The organism is Niabella yanshanensis, from assembly GCF_034424215.1.
Taxonomy (GTDB): domain Bacteria; phylum Bacteroidota; class Bacteroidia; order Chitinophagales; family Chitinophagaceae; genus Niabella; species Niabella yanshanensis.
Map to the genome: position 1 here is coordinate 4332477 of NZ_CP139960.1, position 18166 is coordinate 4350642.

15 protein-coding genes are annotated in these 18166 nt (G+C 41.7%); 8 read left to right on the forward strand and 7 right to left on the reverse strand.

Annotation, left to right across the window (positions count from 1 at the left end):
* Positions 1-2: 2 nt before the first annotated feature.
* Entirely contained in the window at positions 3-833 is an 831-nt protein-coding gene (locus tag U0035_RS18070; protein ID WP_114791637.1) for a glutaminyl-peptide cyclotransferase, read from the reverse strand.
* Positions 834-999: 166 nt separating this feature from the next.
* On the opposite strand from U0035_RS18070, the gene U0035_RS18075 reads away from it, so the two are divergent.
* The 5 genes from U0035_RS18075 (at position 1000) to U0035_RS18095 (ending at position 6990) form a co-directional block, all read left to right on the forward strand.
* Positions 1000-1470, forward strand: a complete 471-nt coding sequence (locus U0035_RS18075) for an Lrp/AsnC family transcriptional regulator (protein WP_114791636.1) — start codon at positions 1000-1002, stop codon at positions 1468-1470.
* Between the two features lie 2 nt (positions 1471-1472).
* The gene (locus U0035_RS18080; RefSeq protein WP_114791635.1) at positions 1473-2414 is read left to right on the forward strand and encodes an EamA family transporter; all 942 of its coding nucleotides are present in this window, start codon (positions 1473-1475) and stop codon (positions 2412-2414) included.
* Between the two features lie 55 nt (positions 2415-2469).
* The gene (locus U0035_RS18085; protein ID WP_114791634.1) at positions 2470-3489 is read left to right on the forward strand and encodes an LLM class flavin-dependent oxidoreductase; all 1020 of its coding nucleotides are present in this window, start codon (positions 2470-2472) and stop codon (positions 3487-3489) included.
* 116 nt (positions 3490-3605) lie between these two features.
* On the forward strand, positions 3606-5330 hold the full coding sequence (locus U0035_RS18090) for a phospho-sugar mutase (protein WP_114791633.1): 1725 nt from the start codon (positions 3606-3608) through the stop codon (positions 5328-5330).
* Positions 5331-5895: 565 nt separating this feature from the next.
* Positions 5896-6990, forward strand: coding sequence for a DUF3810 domain-containing protein (locus tag U0035_RS18095; RefSeq protein ID WP_114791632.1), 1095 nt, complete (start codon positions 5896-5898; stop codon positions 6988-6990).
* 9 nt (positions 6991-6999) lie between these two features.
* Here U0035_RS18095 and U0035_RS18100 read toward each other — a convergent pair whose 3' ends face one another.
* Both U0035_RS18100 and U0035_RS18105 read right to left on the reverse strand, forming a co-directional pair.
* On the reverse strand, positions 7000-7482 hold the full coding sequence (locus U0035_RS18100) for a hypothetical protein (RefSeq protein WP_114791631.1): 483 nt from the start codon (positions 7480-7482) through the stop codon (positions 7000-7002).
* Between the two features lie 83 nt (positions 7483-7565).
* On the reverse strand, positions 7566-8195 hold the full coding sequence (locus U0035_RS18105) for a hypothetical protein (RefSeq protein ID WP_114791630.1): 630 nt from the start codon (positions 8193-8195) through the stop codon (positions 7566-7568).
* A gap of 205 nt (positions 8196-8400) precedes the next feature.
* Between U0035_RS18105 and rpsA the strand changes: the two genes are divergently transcribed.
* Complete coding sequence (gene rpsA, locus U0035_RS18110; RefSeq protein WP_114791629.1) at positions 8401-10347, forward strand: 30S ribosomal protein S1; 1947 nt, start codon at positions 8401-8403, stop codon at positions 10345-10347.
* Between the two features lie 86 nt (positions 10348-10433).
* A complete protein-coding gene (locus U0035_RS18115) occupies positions 10434-11438 on the forward strand; it encodes an alpha/beta fold hydrolase (protein ID WP_211316469.1) in 1005 nt (334 codons plus the stop codon).
* Here the strand turns inward: U0035_RS18115 and U0035_RS18120 are convergent.
* From U0035_RS18120 to U0035_RS18135, 4 genes are all read right to left on the reverse strand, one after another.
* On the reverse strand, positions 11424-11879 hold the full coding sequence (locus tag U0035_RS18120; protein ID WP_114791628.1) for an RES family NAD+ phosphorylase: 456 nt from the start codon (positions 11877-11879) through the stop codon (positions 11424-11426). The two genes, U0035_RS18115 and U0035_RS18120, sit on opposite strands and share 15 nt — an antisense overlap.
* A 56-nt stretch (positions 11880-11935) precedes the next feature.
* A complete protein-coding gene (locus U0035_RS18125; protein ID WP_114791627.1) occupies positions 11936-12469 on the reverse strand; it encodes an Xre family toxin-antitoxin system antitoxin in 534 nt (177 codons plus the stop codon).
* A gap of 610 nt (positions 12470-13079) precedes the next feature.
* Complete coding sequence (locus U0035_RS18130) at positions 13080-15788, reverse strand: TonB-dependent receptor (protein WP_114791625.1); 2709 nt, start codon at positions 15786-15788, stop codon at positions 13080-13082.
* A 245-nt stretch (positions 15789-16033) separates the two neighbouring features.
* The gene (locus U0035_RS18135; protein ID WP_114791624.1) at positions 16034-17155 is read right to left on the reverse strand and encodes a M42 family metallopeptidase; all 1122 of its coding nucleotides are present in this window, start codon (positions 17153-17155) and stop codon (positions 16034-16036) included.
* A 138-nt stretch (positions 17156-17293) separates the two neighbouring features.
* On the opposite strand from U0035_RS18135, the gene U0035_RS18140 reads away from it, so the two are divergent.
* A complete protein-coding gene (locus tag U0035_RS18140) occupies positions 17294-18106 on the forward strand; it encodes a DUF6515 family protein (protein ID WP_114791623.1) in 813 nt (270 codons plus the stop codon).
* Positions 18107-18166: the final 60 nt, after the last annotated feature.

Sequence of the window (18166 nt, forward strand, 5' to 3'; positions counted from 1 at the left end):
TATTATTGGCCCAATTGCACTTCATACAACTCCGGCCATTTCTTACCGGTGATATATACTTTCTTCGTTTCGGTATCATAAGCGATTCCATTAGGTACTTCGTCCGGATCCCTGCTATTAATGCGTTGCCAGATATCCGAAACGTCGATTTTTCCTACGATGAGCCCGTTGTTGGGGTCAATTTTCAAAATATAAGGCTGTTGCCATACATTGGCATATACAAAGCCGTCTATATATTCCAGTTCGTTTAAATTATAAGCCAGCTCCCCGTTATGGGTAACCGATTGCGTATGTAATAGCTGAAAAGTGGAGGGGTTATAGAAGTATAAATTGCCGCTGCCATCTGTTACAATAAGTTCTTTGCCGTTATTGGTAATGCCCCAGCCATCGGTATTAAAATTAAACTCTTTCACTTTTTTAAGGTCGGGAAGGGTATATACAAATACTTTTCTTTCTGTCCAGGTAAGTTGGTATACCGTATCATTTAGTACAGTAATACCTTCTCCAAAATCATGATCATTTAGTGGAACTGACTTTTCTGCTTTCCCTGTTTGCAGGTTTACCTGTAAAAGATGAGAGTTCTTACTGCTTACAGGATTGTCGGCATCTCCGCCGGTTCCCTCATACAATTTTCCCTTGTAAATAACCAGGCCCTGGGTAAAAGAAGAAGTGTCGTGAGGGTAGGTTTTTACCACGGATAAGCTGATATTGGGAATAGGCGCAGCTGTAGTGCCCGGCTCTGTCGTCGTGGGAGGGGTAGACGTGTTGTCGCCGCAGCTAAAAAGTAAAGCTGATAAAGATACCGCTATCAATAAAGAGAAAAGTTTGTTCATGCCTTAAAATAATTGGCTACAAAAGTAGGTAACTGAATTTCAAATAAATCATAAAACCATGAAGGTGCTGATGGAATATTGATAGAATATTATTCGTTTATTTTTATTTTATAAGAATATTATTCGTTTATTTTATTATTTTCAGAATAATATTTAAATTTAGGCCATGGCACCAACGGATACCGGTTTAAATGATATCGATAAGGCGATTTTGAAATTAATGCAGGACGATGCGCGCATCACCAATGTGGCCATCTCCAAAAAGCTTAAAATGGCTCCTTCGGCGGTGTTGGAACGGGTACGAAAGCTGGAGGAACGGGGAGTGATCAAGGGATACACCACCAATATCGATCCTTCTGCGTTAAACAAAGAGTTGCTGGCATTTATCTTTATCAAATCTGCCGATGGCTTTGGTTGCGACACTTCAGCAAAAGCATTTGCTGCTATCCCGGAAGTGCAGGAAGTGCATAATATAGCAGGCGATGATTGTTACCTGGTTAAAGTACGCGTAGCCAACACACAGGCATTAATGGATTTGCGACGAAAGAAGTTTAGTAAGATCGCCAATATTCTCTCCATGCGCACCACCATTGTAATGGAAACTGTAAAAGAAACACAAACTATCTCAATTACCTGATCATGACACTTAAAAAACAGCCCTCTGTAGCATTAGTAATACTCGCTTTTGCTGCTGTATACCTGATTTGGGGTTCTACTTATTTTTTTATTGAAATGGCAGTGAAGCATATCCCGCCAATGGTTTTAGGAGCCATACGCTTTATTATTGCCGGTATTATTATGATGATATGGGTAACTATCAAAGGAGAACGTATCTGGCAACGGGCAGCTATTGTTCCCGCGGCAGTCAGCGGCTTGCTCATGCTGTTCCTGGGGAATGGAGCAGTGATCTGGGCAGAGCAATTTTTGCCCAGTTCATTTGTGGCTATTTTCCTGGCGTCAGCGCCACTTTGGTTTTTATTGCTGGATAAGGTAAACTGGAAACAGAACTTCAACAATAAGTACATGATTATGGGAGTAGCCATAGGCTTGCTGGGAGTAGTTGCCTTATTTTATGAAAAGATAGTTGCCACCGGGTATGGCAATAGTTTGTTGCCCCTCATTATTTTATGCGTGGCAAATATCAGTTGGGCGCTCGGCTCCCTATTTTCGAAATACAAGGTAAAAGGCACTTCGGCCTCTGTTAATTCCACCTGGCAAATGTTGGCGGCGGGTATGGCTTTTACGGTTGCGGGCGCTTTCAATAAAGAGTTTGTGTCGGTAGACTGGGCTGCAATACCTCCTAAAGCCTGGGCCTCATTGGCTTACCTGGTAGTATTCGGGTCCATCATCGGCTATAGTGCCTATGTGTTTTTGTTAAGTGTAAGAAGCGCTACACAGGTGAGTACCTATGCGTATGTTAACCCGCTGGTGGCGGTTTTGCTGGGTGTATTGATCAACCACGATAAGCTTACTCCAATGCAATTAGGCGGATTGGCCATTATTTTATGCAGCGTATTTTTTATCAACCTGGCCAAAAAGAACCAGTTAAAAGTAAAAGCCCGTTTGAAAGCGCAAGCCTGATTTTTTTCAACTATTTGCCGCGTCATGCGTTTATAAAATACATAAGCGACAAATAATGAGCGATAGCGTTTTTAACGGATTGAAATATTCCGTACTGGACCTGGCTACGGTATGCCAGGGCGATTCTTTACAGGAAACATTTGCCAGAAGCCTGCAGACTGCCCGGTTTGTTGAACAGCAGGGCTATAACCGGTATTGGTTTTCTGAACATCATAATATGGAAAGTGTGGCCAGTGCCGCTACTTCGGTTTTGATCGGCTATGTAGCGGGCGGCACTAATACGATACGCGTTGGTTCGGGTGGGATTATGTTACCGAATCATTCTCCTTTGATCATCGCCGAGCAATTTGGAACGCTGGGCTCTTTATATCCCGGCAGGATTGACCTGGGACTGGGCCGTGCACCGGGAACTGATGGTTTAACGGCTATGACGATCCGTAATAGCCCACTCAATATACCCTACGATTTCCAGAAGAATATTGAGCAGCTACAGGTTTATTTTAGTAAGGAAAATGCGCATGCAAAAGTAAGGGCATTGCCGGGTGAGGGTGTAGATATTCCTATTTGGGTATTAGGCTCAAGTACAGATAGCGCTTACCTGGCTGCGCAAATGGGCTTGCCTTATGCCTTTGCAGCTCATTTTGCTCCTACTCATATGATGCAGGCTTTTGCTATTTACAAAGAATATTTCAGGCCGTCTGAGATGCTGGAAAAACCTTACGCGATGGCTTGTGTAAACATTATTGCTGCAGACACAAACGAAGAGGCTGCTTTTTTAGCTACCTCCATGTATAAAATGTTCCTGGGTATTTTTACCAATTCAAGAGAGCCGTTACAGTCTCCGTTTGATCCGGCCGGATTGTCAGACTTATGGACGCCGGAGCAGGAATATGGCGTAAAGCATATGCTGTCGCATGCTTTTATCGGGGATAAACCCACTATCGCAAAAGGACTGAAAGGCTTTGTAGAAAATACCGGTGTACAGGAGATTATGACGATTTCCCAGATTTTTGATCAGTCCAGAAAAGAATATTCCTTTCAACTGTTTAAAGAAATAATGACCGGTAACAGCTAGGCTTTTTTTATTGAACAAGGTTAATTTTCATTTCAAATATTCTATCTAACAAAAGTTGGGGCGCCTTCGCTGTTGGTACACCTAAATTAGTATCTTCAGGCCCTAAATAAACTTTTATGGATAATGCAATTCAACAAAAAGTAGATCAATGGTTGCAGGGCAATTATGATGAAGAAACAAAAAAGGAAATTCAGAGATTGCAGTCTGAAAATAGTAACGAGCTTGCAGATTCTTTCTATCAAAATCTTGAATTTGGAACCGGTGGTCTTCGTGGGGTCATGGGGGTAGGCACCAATCGTATGAACAAGTATACGGTGGGTATGGCTACGCAGGGCTATGCAAATTATTTAAAACAATCCTTTCCCGGCGAAGTGAGGGTAGCCATTGCTCATGACAGCCGTAATAACAGTCGTTTTTTTGCGGAAACAACAGCCAATGTTTTTGCGGCCAACGATATAAAAGTCTTTTTGTTCGAAAGTCTGCGTCCGACTCCCGAGCTTTCTTTTGCAATAAGAACATTGGGGTGCCAGGGCGGTGTGGTATGTACAGCTTCTCATAATCCCAAAGAGTATAATGGATATAAGGCATACTGGAATGACGGAGGACAATTGGTACCACCCCATGATAAAAATGTAATAAAGGAAGTAGAGAAAATTCAATCGGTTGAAGATGTGAAATGGAACGGAGGAGAAGCTAATATTACATTGATCGGAAAAGAACTGGATGAGCAATACATCCGGATGGTTAAAGGGTTGAGTGTATACCCCGAAGTGATCAAAAAGCAGGAAGACTTAAAAATTGTTTACACGCCTGTACATGGTACCGGTATTATGCTGGTACCGCAGGTGCTGGAAGCATTTGGGTTTAAAAACGTACATATTGTAGAAGAGCAGCAAACTCCCGATGGTAATTTTCCTACCGTAGCGTATCCCAATCCTGAAGAAAAAGAGACCATGAGCATTGGTTTGCAAAAAGCCAAAGACCTGGATGCCGATATTTTGTTAGGTACGGATCCGGATGCAGACCGCGTAGGTATCGGCATTAAAAATAACAAAGGTGAGTGGGTATTAATGAACGGTAACCAAACAGCTGTGCTGGCGTTTAATTATTTATTGGAAGCCCGGAAAGAAAAAGGTATTGCGCAGGATAACGATATGATCATTACGACTATCGTAACAACGGGTATGGTTGATGATCTGGCAAGAGGTAATGGCGTTACCTGTTACAGGGTACTGACCGGCTTTAAGTGGATTGCAGAAATGATCAGGTTAAAAGAGGGTAAAGAAAACTATGTAGTAGGTGGGGAGGAGAGCTTTGGATTAATGATCGGCGATAAGATAAGAGATAAGGATGCGATAAGTGCTGTAGCGCTCCTTTGCGAAATGGCATCCTACGAAAAAGAAAAAGGGAACACTTTATTTGATAAACTGGTAGAACTATATATTAAATACGGGTTTTATAAGGAGGACCTGATCTCCATCACTAAAAAAGGAATGGATGGACAGCAACAGATAGCAGCCATGATGCAGGAGTATCGTAATAATCCACCTCAGACCATTAATGGATCGAAGGTGACGGCTGTACTGGATTATGACAACGGCTTAGCTACGAATGTGCAAACACGTGATGTTAACCCGATCGATCTGCCCCGTTCAAACGTGTTGCAGTTTATAACAGAAGATGGGTCGCTGATCTCTGCCCGTCCCAGCGGCACGGAGCCCAAAATTAAATTTTATTTTAGTGTGAAAGAAGCGCTGGCCAGCGCGGATCAGTTTGATGAAGTGAATGCTAAACTGGATGATAAAATAAAAGCGATTATTAAGGATATGAAATTGGGCTAAAACGTAACTTTAAGAATAAACAGTAGCCGCCCCGTCCCTAAAGTCGGGGCGACTTTATAATTGGAAAGATCACCGCCACCATAAACTATGGGTACCATTGACCATTAGTCCGGCTTAGGAGCACATGAATAACAGGTGAAGAATTGAATTGATAAACGTACAGTTGTAGTTTGATCAGTTCCCTGGAAGGCTGTTAGTGATAGTTTAGTAAGGATGTTTGCTGCTATGATAAATGGTACATCGCGTAATAGTCAAAAAACTCATTTTTTATAACGATCCTCTTTTTTCTAAACAAAATTCTTTTTACAGCGTGGATGCAGGACGTAAATATAGATCTCAATATGTTAACAAATCTGGCTTTCATCGTGTGTGATGTATAGGTTTAAGTTTACTAATAATGTTTACAAGGCGAATGTATGCTACAAAAGAGGGACTAAATTAGGGTATTTTTCCCGTCTATCCGGCCGGCAGGATTAAATGTGGAAAACATTCACGAATGAGGTAATGAAATTTTAAACTGCTGCTGTTTTTGCTTTGAACATCAATTATTTACTTTTGAACAGCTATGCGAACGATCAATCTGAAAAGACGACTAGGCTGGATAATACTTCTTGTACTGGCTGTTATTATTAAAGTAATCTCCGTTAACCCCGAATGGGTGGAACGTTATTATACCTATGGTGTGTATCCTGTAATTGCAACCGTACTAAGGTTTTCATTAGGGTGGATACCCCTCAGCATCGGAGATATACTTTACATCGTTTTAATGATATGGCTGGGATATAAGATTGCCCGGCTGATAAGGCGGATCAGGAAAAAGCAGTTTTCAAAATCATATGGATATGGCTTTATCAGGAGAACAATTTTTTTAATATTGTTTGTATACGTGGTATTCTATGGATTGTGGGGGCTTAATTATTCGAGGCAGGGAATTGCAAGTCAGTTACAACTGAAGGAGCAGCAATCTACCACTGCCGACCTGGATACTTTAGTGCGACTGCTTCACAGCAAGCTTAACGATCAGGCTCAGTTGCTGACTCCTGCTATGCGCGACTCTTTTAAAAGTAAACGGAATCTTTTTCTAAATGCTTCCCTGCTCTATCAAATAGCAGGAACAAAATATGCCTTTCTTTCTTATAAAGGCTATTCGGTAAAGCCATCCTTGTTCAGCTATATCGGCAATTACCTGGGCTTCCAGGGATATTATAATCCATTTACCGGCGAAGCCCAGGTAAATACTACCGTACCGGCATCCGTTGAGCCTTTTGTGGCATCGCACGAAATAGCTCATCAGCTCGGTTATGCAAAGGAGAGTGAGGCTAATTTTGTAGGTTTTCTAGCCTGCCGCCTGCATCCGTCCGTCAATTTTAAATACTCCGTATATTTCGATATGTATCACTATGCGATTCGAGAACTGGCTTTTGCTGATTCGCTCAGAGCCAGAAGTTATGATAGCTCCTTAAACCTGCGTGTAAAAAAAGATATCGCCGATTACATCGAATTCTATAAGAAATATAAGAATCCCATTGAGCCATATATCGATAAAATGTATAGTTATTTTCTAAAGGCTAATAACCAGCCAAAAGGCAAGCGGTCCTATAATGAAGTGGTTACCTGGCTGATTGCTTATTATAAAAAATATGGGAAGGATGTAATTTGAGCGGTCCGGTTATTTTTTCTCAAAGCCTAACACTTTCATATCGGTAAAAACAACTGATTTTGTAGGATCATACACGTAATCTATATAAAACCTCACCCTGTCGCCATTTTTCAGGTTGCGGATAAATTTTACATAGTTTAAACTGTAATCAGTTTTGTAGTAGTCGCTTAAATGCAGGCTAAAACTCGAGAGTTTCTCATTACCGCCCTCTCCATTTACTAAGAATGTTTGATAGGCCGTAACCTCAAACCTGGCGTATTCGCCCGATGCACCACAGGTTTTTGGGCACGCCGTGGTCAAAGCCATGCAAGTATAAAACTCTGTTTTTCGCAGTTTTGCCTCAAAAATATGCGTAGAGGTGTAGGGCTTTTTTTCTACTGATGCGGGGGGAGGTATTTTGATGCCTTCGGTCCATCCCTCAATCGAAACCTTTTTGTTGCAGGCGCAAATAAAGATTAATAATATAACCGGGAAAAAAAGTCGTTTTTTCATAATGTAAGTTTTGAGATTATAGTGAAAGCTTCATTCTTTGATGTAAAACGATTTTATAATCTCCATCGCAACATTAAGCCATATTATTTTGTACGAATAACAGGAATATGCAGGTGCTTTTGAGCAATGACATCTAAAAAGAAGCGTAGTTTTTCATCCAGGAAAAATGATATGTGATGCTTTTGATGGTGATAGGTTTCTAAGGTAATAGTGATGCCATAGCTTCTCCCGCTTTTGAATCTTTTATAGCTGATCTCCATAATACCGGAGTAGGGTACACGGTTTATCTTTAATAATTTAGGAATGATAATGTCATTCTCAGCAAAAAGATAGGGAGCTATATTGGCTGATAGCCGGGGTACCGCTTTTGTATATTGTTGGTATAGCAGCAGGTGCCCGGCATCTAGTTCAAACAGCAGTTGAATAAAGCGGTTCACCCGGTAGCTGGTAAATAGAATGATCGGAAGGAATACCAGGAATAAAAGCAGCAACACTCCCAATAGCGGCAAAGCAAATTCAAAAAAGGTTTTATTCCGTATATCACGTTCGATGAAATTCATGTATACGGCGTACACCATATAGGTGAACAACCCCAATGGAATCAATACAAAAATGCCTGCGAGGAAATTTCTCAGGCGCTTCAATCCACGGATTTCCTTTTGTTGGAACTCTTTCAGGTGGCTGGTTCCCGTTGCAGATGGGTGTGGAATCATCAGGGCAATTTAATGCGGATTCCCAAAAAACGGGCAAATAATGGCCGGAGATATCATTCATGGGAAATTTTTTAATTTTAATTTGCATAACATGTTTACAGTCAACGTGTTGCGGGGATTCTAATTCCCGGCGCTGAAAAATACGGATACCGGGATAAATAACGTACCTTTGCAGTCCGAATTTTTAAAACCCTTCGGATTTTTTATGAATTTTTATTTTAAACAATTAAACGCTGATGCACAGGAGAACGCTGGCGCTACCGAACCGGTAGAGGAAGCTTCTGCAGCGACAACAAACGCACCTGAGGCACCTGCTAAAGCTCCCGTAGCTGAGGTGGTGGAAACTGCGCACGATGATTTCGATTGGAGCGTAGACAAACGTAATGTTTCTTCTTATTCTAAAGAAGAAAAAGAAAAGTATGACAAAGTTTACGACAACACTTTCATCCAGTTGAATGACGGTGAATTAGTAAACGGTACCGTTGTAGGTCTTACTAATACTGATGTTGTATTAAACATTGGTTTTAAAAGTGATGGCCTTATCTCTTTGAACGAATTCCGTGATATCCAGGGCCTGAAAATTGGCGATGAGGTAGAAGTGATGATCGTTGAAAAAGAAGACAGGGACGGACATCTGAACCTGAGCCGCAAGCAAGCCCGCACTACCCGTGCATGGGAAAAAATTGTTGAGGTTAACAAAACAGGTGAAGTGGTTACCGGTTTGGTTACTTCTAAAACTAAAGGCGGTCTTATTGTTGATGTATTTGGTATGGAAACCTTCCTGCCAGGTTCTCAGATTGACGTTAAGCCTGTTACAGATTACGATCAGTTTGTGGGCAAAACAATGGAGTTCAAAGTGGTTAAGATCAACGAAACCATTAAGAATGCGGTTGTTTCTCATAAAGCGCTTATCGAAAGCGATATGGAAGCTCAACGTGCTGAGATCATTGGTAAACTGGAAAAAGGTCAGGTATTGGAAGGTACCGTTAAAAACATCACCGACTTTGGTGCATTTATGGACCTGGGCGGCTTAGACGGCTTACTATATATCACAGATATTTCATGGGGACGTATTTCTCACCCGAACGAGGTGTTAAAAATGGATCAGAAACTGAACGTGGTGGTATTGGATTTCGACGACGAGAAAAAACGTATCAGCCTTGGTTTAAAACAATTAACGCCACATCCTTGGGATGTATTACCGGCAGATATTGCTGAAGGTAATACCGTAAAAGGTAAAGTAGTTAATATCGAAGACTACGGTGCATTCTTAGAGATCTATCCAGGTGTTGAAGGTTTAGTACACGTAAGTGAAATTACATGGGCTAACACACCAATCAATGCTAAAGACTTCTTCAAATTAGGCGATGAGCACGAAGCGAAGATTGTTACTTTAGATAAAGATACCCGCAAAATGAGCCTTTCTATCAAGCAATTGACAGAAGACCCATGGAACGATATCGAAAGCAGGTTTGCTGAAGGTACCAAGCACGAAGGCGAAGTGAAAAACATCACTAACTATGGTGTATTCGTTGAGCTGGCGCAGGGTATTGGCGGTATGATCCACATCAGCGACTTAAGCTGGTTAAAACGTTTCAACCACCCGGGTGAGTACACTAAAGTGGGCGAAAAAATCGACGTGATCATCTTAGGTATCGACAAAGAAAACCGCAAGCTGCAGTTAGGACACAAACAACTGGAAGAAGATCCCTGGAACACCCTTCAGGATACATTTGCTATCGGCACTGTACATGAAGGAACCATCACCCGTAAAGATGACAAAGGTGCTACCATTCAACTGCCTTACGGCTTAGAAGGTTTTGCTCCTAACCGTCACCTGAACACAAAAGATGGCAAATCTTTAGGTTTGGATGAAACTGCAGAGTTTGTTGTAATTGAGTTCGATCGCAATGAAAAACGTATTGTGGTATCTCATGCACGCGTGTGGGAACAAGAACAATATGCAGAGCGTGAAGGCGTGAAAAAAGCAGAACGTGCAGAAGCTGAAAAAACCAAGAAAGCAGTAAAAACCATCCAAAGCAAAGTTGAAAAAGCGACTTTGGGTGATTTAGGTGTATTGGCTGATCTGAAGAAGAAAATGGATCAGGAAGCGAATGCAAAACCTGCATCTGACAGCGAAGAAAAAGCATAATCATTTTTCTTTTAATAGCAATGCCCTGGATTCAACTCCGGGGCATTTTTTTTGCAGGTATGTTCCATAATAAAATGATCCTTTTTATGCTTAAATTTTACGTAGCCACTTTTATGATGTTAACTACATTGCAATTGTGGAGCCAATCAGAGCGGCTCAAAGCACTTGATGTAAATCTTGAAAATTATGAATACCCGTTTGTAGTATCCTATATCCATCTTTCAACACAGCAACAGTCGCTAAAGATGGCCTATATGGACGTAAAGCCGGAAAAACCCAATGGCAAAACGATGGTGTTGCTGCATGGCAAAAATTTCAACGGCGCTTATTGGAGGCAAACGGCCAATGCCCTGTCGGATAAAGGTTTCAGGGTAGTGATTCCCGACCAGGTGGGTTTTGGCAAATCATCGAAGCCGCAACACTTTCAATATACATTTCAGCAACTGGCACAGCATACGAAAGCGTTGTTGGATAGCCTGGGAATTGGGAAAGCAGCGATATTGGGTCATTCTATGGGAGGCATGCTGGCTACACGTTTTGCATTAATGTATCCCGAAACAACATGGAAGCTGATATTGGAAAACCCGATAGGACTGGAAGACTGGAAATTGAAAGTACCCTATCAATCGGTAAATGACTGGTACAAGCGGGAGCTGGGACAGTCTTACGACAGAATAAAAAACTACCAGTTGAAGAGCTATTATGATAATCAGTGGAAGCCCGCTTACGACGAATGGGTGAACCTGCTGGCTGGCTGGACCGTGAATAAAGACTATCCTTTAATAGCCTGGAATGCGGCACTTACCTATGATATGATCTTTACGCAACCCGTGGTTTATGAGTTGGATAAAATAAAAACCTCCACCTTACTGATCATCGGCACCCGCGACCGAACAGCATTAGGAAAGGAACTGGCTTCTCCTGCCGATCAACCAACAATGGGTTTATACAATAAACTGGGTAAGCAAACGGCAGCCAAAATAAAGGGGGCGGTACTGAAGGAGTTGGACAATGTGGGGCACCTGCCGCATATTGAAAGCTTTGACAGGTTTATTAAGCCCCTTTTGGATTTTCTTTCAGCTCCTGAATAAACGCTCATCAACACGCAATTGCCGGGTGTAAACAACCATGATCTTTTTAAATAGCGGATGTGCCGGGTTCAACAAGACATTAAATTCTTCAGGCATTACAGCCGATGGAATTTGAAGTGCCAGGTAATCGCCGTCCTGAATAAATTGATCGCCTATATATTTGAGATGATCCGGTGGCGGGCTGGTAAACCAGTTCTCTGGTAATTGCGTGCCTGAAAGTTCTGTTATGCTGATCTCCGGAATTTCAAGACAAACCATGCAAAGCTCAATTTTGGGCAGTGTTGTAATATGTACAATGCTTTCCAGCATGGCAAGTGAGGGTGAGGCTGCGGTGTATAAAATATAGGTTCCCTTATTATGCCAGCGGCCGGGAAACCGGGAAGCGCCCGTGCCGCTCAGGTCATCTATGTATTTACATTTGCTGATGCGGTAAACTTTCATTGGGTAAATGATCAATCGTTTTATAACGCAAACTTTGTTTCCAATTCCTGGATTTTCTAGGCAAAAATGCCGTGTTCTATACGGCCCAGCTCTTCGGTTAGAAACTGGATACCCATAGATGTGTCTAAAAAAGTTTTAGGCTTTTGATTTCCGAGGGCGCCGATAGGGGAATCCATCCATATTTTAAATTGCTCAAGATCTTCAAAAACTGCTGCACCTTTTGAGTATAAGAGCGCCAGCTCTATAATCCGTTCGGTTTGTTCGGTGTTCAGTTTTTGGCCGGGTGTGTAGCGTCTTAAAGTTCTTTCTGAAGTGTGTACCATTGATGCTATTTCAGCGCTCGTGAAGCCTGCTGTTTCTGCAAGATGGTCTAATGCTTTTTTAGGAATTCCTTTGCGTATATAGCTAATAACAGATAACGTATTCTTTGCTTCATCCAAATCATCGAGCTCGCGTTTGATACCCAGGATTTCGAAAGGATTAGTTTTGCTGCCGGCACCAGCAGCGGCGTTATAAGCTACAGCTGCTTCCTGCAGTATAAACGCGTTATTTTCTTCGCTGCTATCATATTTGTCTTTCCGTGCTTTCATGTCATTGTTATCTGTCCTAAAGTTACGGTCATTTGTCCGTATTTGAAAATTTACTTTTCCACCCCGAAAATGAAGACGCTGGGTAACGGCAGGCTATTGAGCCAGTATTACTTTTTCATGCGTACATAGGTTGTAATGCCGCCATCTTGCCAGCAGGGTGGTATAGAGATGATAAGGGTATCTTTTGAAAGCCGTACTTGATTATGGCCACCTGATTCGTATTCAATCGCCCAATAGTTGGTGGTTTCCCATTTACAGGATGTAATATTCCGTTTAGTAATTTTAAAGCCCTGGGAAGATTTTAATATCGCGTTTTCGTATCGATTTATTGTTCCATCAGCTTTCAATTCTATATAGGTGCCGTTACCAGGTTCAAAACTTTTCTCTCAGGAGGTTCGAAACTCACCGACGATCGTATTTCCCAGCTGCCGTAAAACCGGCTTGTGTTTATATTATCTTTTTTACAGGAGCTTATAAGCAAGGTAAGTAAAGCTGAGAGTAGAATGGTTTTCATTATAGTGTTTTTTATATGGACGTGGATGATAGCGTGAACGCAACCGGTGATAAAAAAAACCGGCCCGAGGCCGGTTTTTTTATTTTATGTGGTGTATTAGAAAGTATATCTTAAAGTTAAAGCCCATGTACGACCCAGGCCAAAATAAACCTGATTGGCATCTGCTATACCTTTGTACAATCGACCTGTAGATTCGTAAGTTCCTTTACTCGGATCATTTGCAACTATGTTGTCTGTTGCTTTAATAACAGTAGTGGCATCTGATAAATATATGGAATGAAGCAAGTTGTTGACATTAAATCTAAGACGTAGGTTTTTATTATTCTTCAAAAAGAACTTGTAAGATAGACCCGCGTCCATGATGTTGTAAGCTGGCAATTCTAAATTATCCTTTACAACTCTCGTAGCATAGTTATTGGCATAATATCTCCAGTCTGCATCTACTGATAATCCTTTTACTATGTCATACTTACCGCCTAAACCAAATGTTGTTTGAGCCGAACCCCCAACTTTACCTCCATCTACATCTGTGCGGCTTTCTTCGAGAAATTCCAGCCCTTCGTTTCTCAAAGTAGCTAATACATCTCCGTTATATTCCCAGTTACCTAAAGAAACAAAACCGGTGATGTTCAATTTATTTATCGGTCTTAAAACAAAGTCTAGTTCAACACCTGTATGTACCTGTTCTACACCCTGGTTAGATGTATATACAAAATCTCCGGCAGGCACAGTAATGCCACTACCATATGTTTTGTCTGCACTTAATCTTGTAGAAGTTGTGGTAACTCTGTCGCTCCATGAGGTCCTGTATGCGTTAACCGAAGCAGTAAAAATCGGAGACGTAAAACTATACCCTAATTCCAAGCCTAGAATCTTTTCGTTTGAGGTTAAGGGGTTTATTTCATTGGTGAAATTAAGGTAGATGTTGTCATGGTAGGGTTGGCGTGAGTAGTATCCGGCATTTGCATAAACTATGTGATTTTGCGCAGGTTTGTAACTAGCTCCTCCTTTAACGTTAAAGCCCATGTTGTTTACTTTGTCAGCATCTTTAAACTCCGGTAAATAGTCATAAATGTCTTGTCTTTTATGAGATTGAGTAGAAACTGCACCTTGGAAAAAAGTTGAGAATACATCTGTAGCATATTCTAATTGGCCAAAGAGGCCGCCATATGTAATATTTTCACCATAATCATAGTCAATTTTTTGATTATCGTCTATTGTATTGAAGAAGGCCTTCCATGGATCAGCCTTCATTGACTGATTTACGGTATTCATTGTTAATTGAGAAGCAGGTGAATGATCTGCGCCTCTCAGTCCTCTTCCTTCTGTCCATCCTTCCAATCCCAGAAAGTTTTCAACTTGTCTGTAGTGAGATCCTTTGTAGGTTCTCAGATCCATACCTACATTTAATTTCAGATTTTCGCTTAGCTTCTTGCCTAAATTTGATACAACTCCATACCATGCATGATTATTCATGGAGGAACGGATGAGGTAGTTCCCCTTTGCCTGACTGCCGATTCCATCTGGTGTACCGGTGGTGTTTTTGGCGTAAACAGAATCAAAAAGATACTGCCCGTTAGCATCTACTTTTCTAGGCCCATTGCTACTACTGTTGCCATAGTTGCCGGTTCCCCCACCTCTACCCCAGGAAGCATAAACAACTGTGGATAAATCGGTTGTTGAATTAATATTGAAGTCCCAGTTGAAGTTTGCAACTGGTTTGTGATAAAAGTTTCTTCTTTCAGAGAGGTATTCTCCGTTCAGGTAACCCCAGTTCCCATTATATTTACGTCCATATTTCTGATAGTCAGTGATATTGTCCGCGAAATTTTGGTCATGCCATTGAGGTGCTCCAGTTAAAAGGAAATTGAAGTTATGCCTATCAGAAGGTTTGTACCCGATTGATAAGAAATAGTTTTGCCCTTGTCCTCTTGTTCCATCATTATAGCCATCGCCCTGCCAGTGAGAAAGCATAATACTTGCCCCCCATCCATTTTTGCTTAGCCCCGTATTGTACCCGATGGCGCCTTTATAATAGTTATCGTTTGCGATACCAAAGGAAGCAAAACCTCCCTGCCGCATCTCGGTTGCTTTAGTTACAAAGTTCACAGTACCGCCAACAGAAGAGATTGCTAATTTTGATGAACCCAAACCTCTTTGTATCTGAATGGCATTAGCGATATCTGACATACCTGACCAATTCGACCAATAAACCAAACCATCTTCCATACCGTTTATAGGTTGACCGTTTAATAAGTAAGCTGTATTGTCCTGGCCGAAACCGCGTACAAATACACGCGAGTCTCCAAAACCGCTAGCTTGATTACCTATGTAAACCGAAGGCGTATTAACCATCGCCTGGGTAACATCTCCGGTTCCTATTTTGTCTTGTATATCGGTTCCCTTAATTGTTGATACAGCTATTGGAGTGGCTCTGTCTCTCGCCAAGTCAATAACCCCTTTACCCACTACAACTATTTCTTCAAGACTTGTAGACTCGGTTTTTTTCAAAAGTATGGTTCCTAAGTTAGATACAGTTCCGTTTTCTGCAATTTTAAATGTAAGAGTCTGCGGATCGTAACCCACATGGGAAAGTTTAATATTACCTGACTTTTGTGTTACTGCGGCTGTGAACGTTCCGTCCTCTCCAGTTACAGCTCCTGTGCCTGACGATGGTGTAACCGTAACGCCGAGTACGGGTTGATTTGTTTCAGCATCTAATACTTTTCCAGTAACAGATTGTGCCTGGACTATTGCGGCCGATAAAAATACCAGCGCAATAAAAAGGAAAATTTTCTTTAGCATAGAAAAAATAGTTTTAAGCCGCAAAGAAACGCAATAAATTTTAACATTTTAGAGGCTTATGTTAACAAATTGTAACCTCGCTTTAACATATTTAGATATTGATTAACATCAAGATTAGAGGAATTTCAAGGGCTTATCGATGCTGGGTTAACAATTATTTAATGTTGTTAACTCCGTTTTATACAAAAACGAAAAAACCTGTCAAATATTTGACAGGTTGAAAAGAACTTGAAACCCGGAATTTTTTACAAATAGCTAAGATTTGTTTTGGGCGTTAGCTCCAGAAGGGTTTCATACATCAGTTTGATCGTATTTTCAATATCATCTTTGTGAATCATTTCCACGGTGGTATGCATATACCGTAATGGCATGGATATTAAAACCGACGGACAACCATCATTAGCGTATGCAAATGAATCGGTATCGGTGCCTGTGCTCCGGCTTAATGCCCGCCACTGTACAGGAATTTTTTGATCTTCTGCTACTTTTTCTACAAAAGCCAGCAACTTATTATGTATAGCCGGTCCGTATGCCAATGAAGGTCCCTTGCTGCAGGCCACATCACCTTCTATTCGTTTATTGATCATAAAATGACCGGTATCGTGCGTTACATCCGTAACAATGGCTACATCGGGTTTAATGCGGCGGGCAATCATCTCCGCGCCACGCAGGCCGATTTCTTCCTGTACCGCATTGACTACATATAAACTATAAGGTAGTTTTTTCTTGTTTTCCTTTAAGAGGCGTGCTACTTCGGCAATCATAAAACCGCCAATACGGTTGTCAAAAGCACGACCTACATAAAAATCGTTAGCCAGTTCATCAAAACCATCCTGGTAAGTAACCACAGCGCCCACATGGATGCCCAGGCCTTCTACTTCTTTTTTACTTCTTACCCCGCAATCAATACATACATTTTCAACCTTGGGCTGGGTTTCGCTTTCCTTGCCAATACGGGTATGAATGGCCGGCCAGCCAAATACGCCTCTTACGACACCTTTTTTGCCGTGCACATTTACTCTTAGCCCGGGTGCAATCTGGTGATCTACACCGCCATTACGTTTCAGGAAAATAAGGCCATTATCAGTAATATAATTAACAAACCAACTGATCTCATCGGCATGGGCCTCAATTACCACTTTAAAAGGCTGACCAGGGTTAATGATACCTACCGCAGTACCATAAGGATCCACAAATTGTTCGTCAATATAGGGCTCCAGGTATTTCAACCAGAGCTTTTGCCCCCAGGTTTCAAACCCTACCGGAGAAGCATTATTAATATAGTCTTTCAAAAACGCCATGGACGCACCGGTAATTACCGGCCTGGCTTTCTCTTCTTTTTTCTTTGTATTCTTTGCTTTAGCCATAATAACAGTATTAGCTTCAAACGTACAAGAAATTTTTCATTCATAAAACCTCCAATCCTTGTCTCCCTGTAAACCTTTCAACTAATCTCCGTGCAGCTTTTTTACGAAAACACTCGTCTGATAAAGAAAGAGAGTCAAATGAAGCGATTTTTGTTACCTGTTATTTTAGCAGTTGCCTTATTTTTAGTAGATAATGTGGCACAGGCACAACGGGGACGTATTTATCGTGGTTACCCGGTGTATCGTAGCAGGCCCATGGTTTCGGTGGGTATCGGGGGCGTATTGGGCGGATATTATGGGCCGGGGGGTTGGAGAGGTTATGGCTGGGGACCAAGGGTGGGTGTAAATGTAGGTGTGTTAATACCACCGCCCGGCTCGTCCGTAAGAGGATTACCTCCGGGGGCTGTAAAAAGAGAAATTAACGGCATTACCTACTATTACCGGAATGATCTATATTTCCGCGAGTTGCAGGAGGGAGGCTTTGAAGTAGTAGAGGCTCCTATAGGAGCAACGCTCTATAGAATTCCTCCTGGCGCTGAGCTTAGAAAAATAGAAGGCAAATACTATTATGAAAGGAATGGTACTTTTTACGCAAGAGAGACGGACAGGGATGGCCGTGTATGCTATACAATAGTTGGTAAAAATGGCACTTTAGGCAACGATACACCATACGATGATGATACGTACAACGAACCGATTGAACGGGATAATGTTTACGACGATAACCGCCAGGAAGCTCCGGTGGTGAAGAATGGCAACGAGGCGCGCGAATCGGGAGAAGGCGCTTATTCTGTGAGGCCGCAGGTGGGTGACCGGTTTGAGCAATTGCCACGTGATAGCCGGGAAGTTAACAGGGACGGCAAAAAATTATTTGTTTCTCCTAACGGGGTTTATTATAAAGAAGTAAAAGAAGAAGGGGCTATCGAATATGAGGTGGTAGATGTAAAATAAGTGAATATCCGTTGATTGTTTTTATTGTTAATTGTAACCGCCTGATGAAGGCGGTTTTTT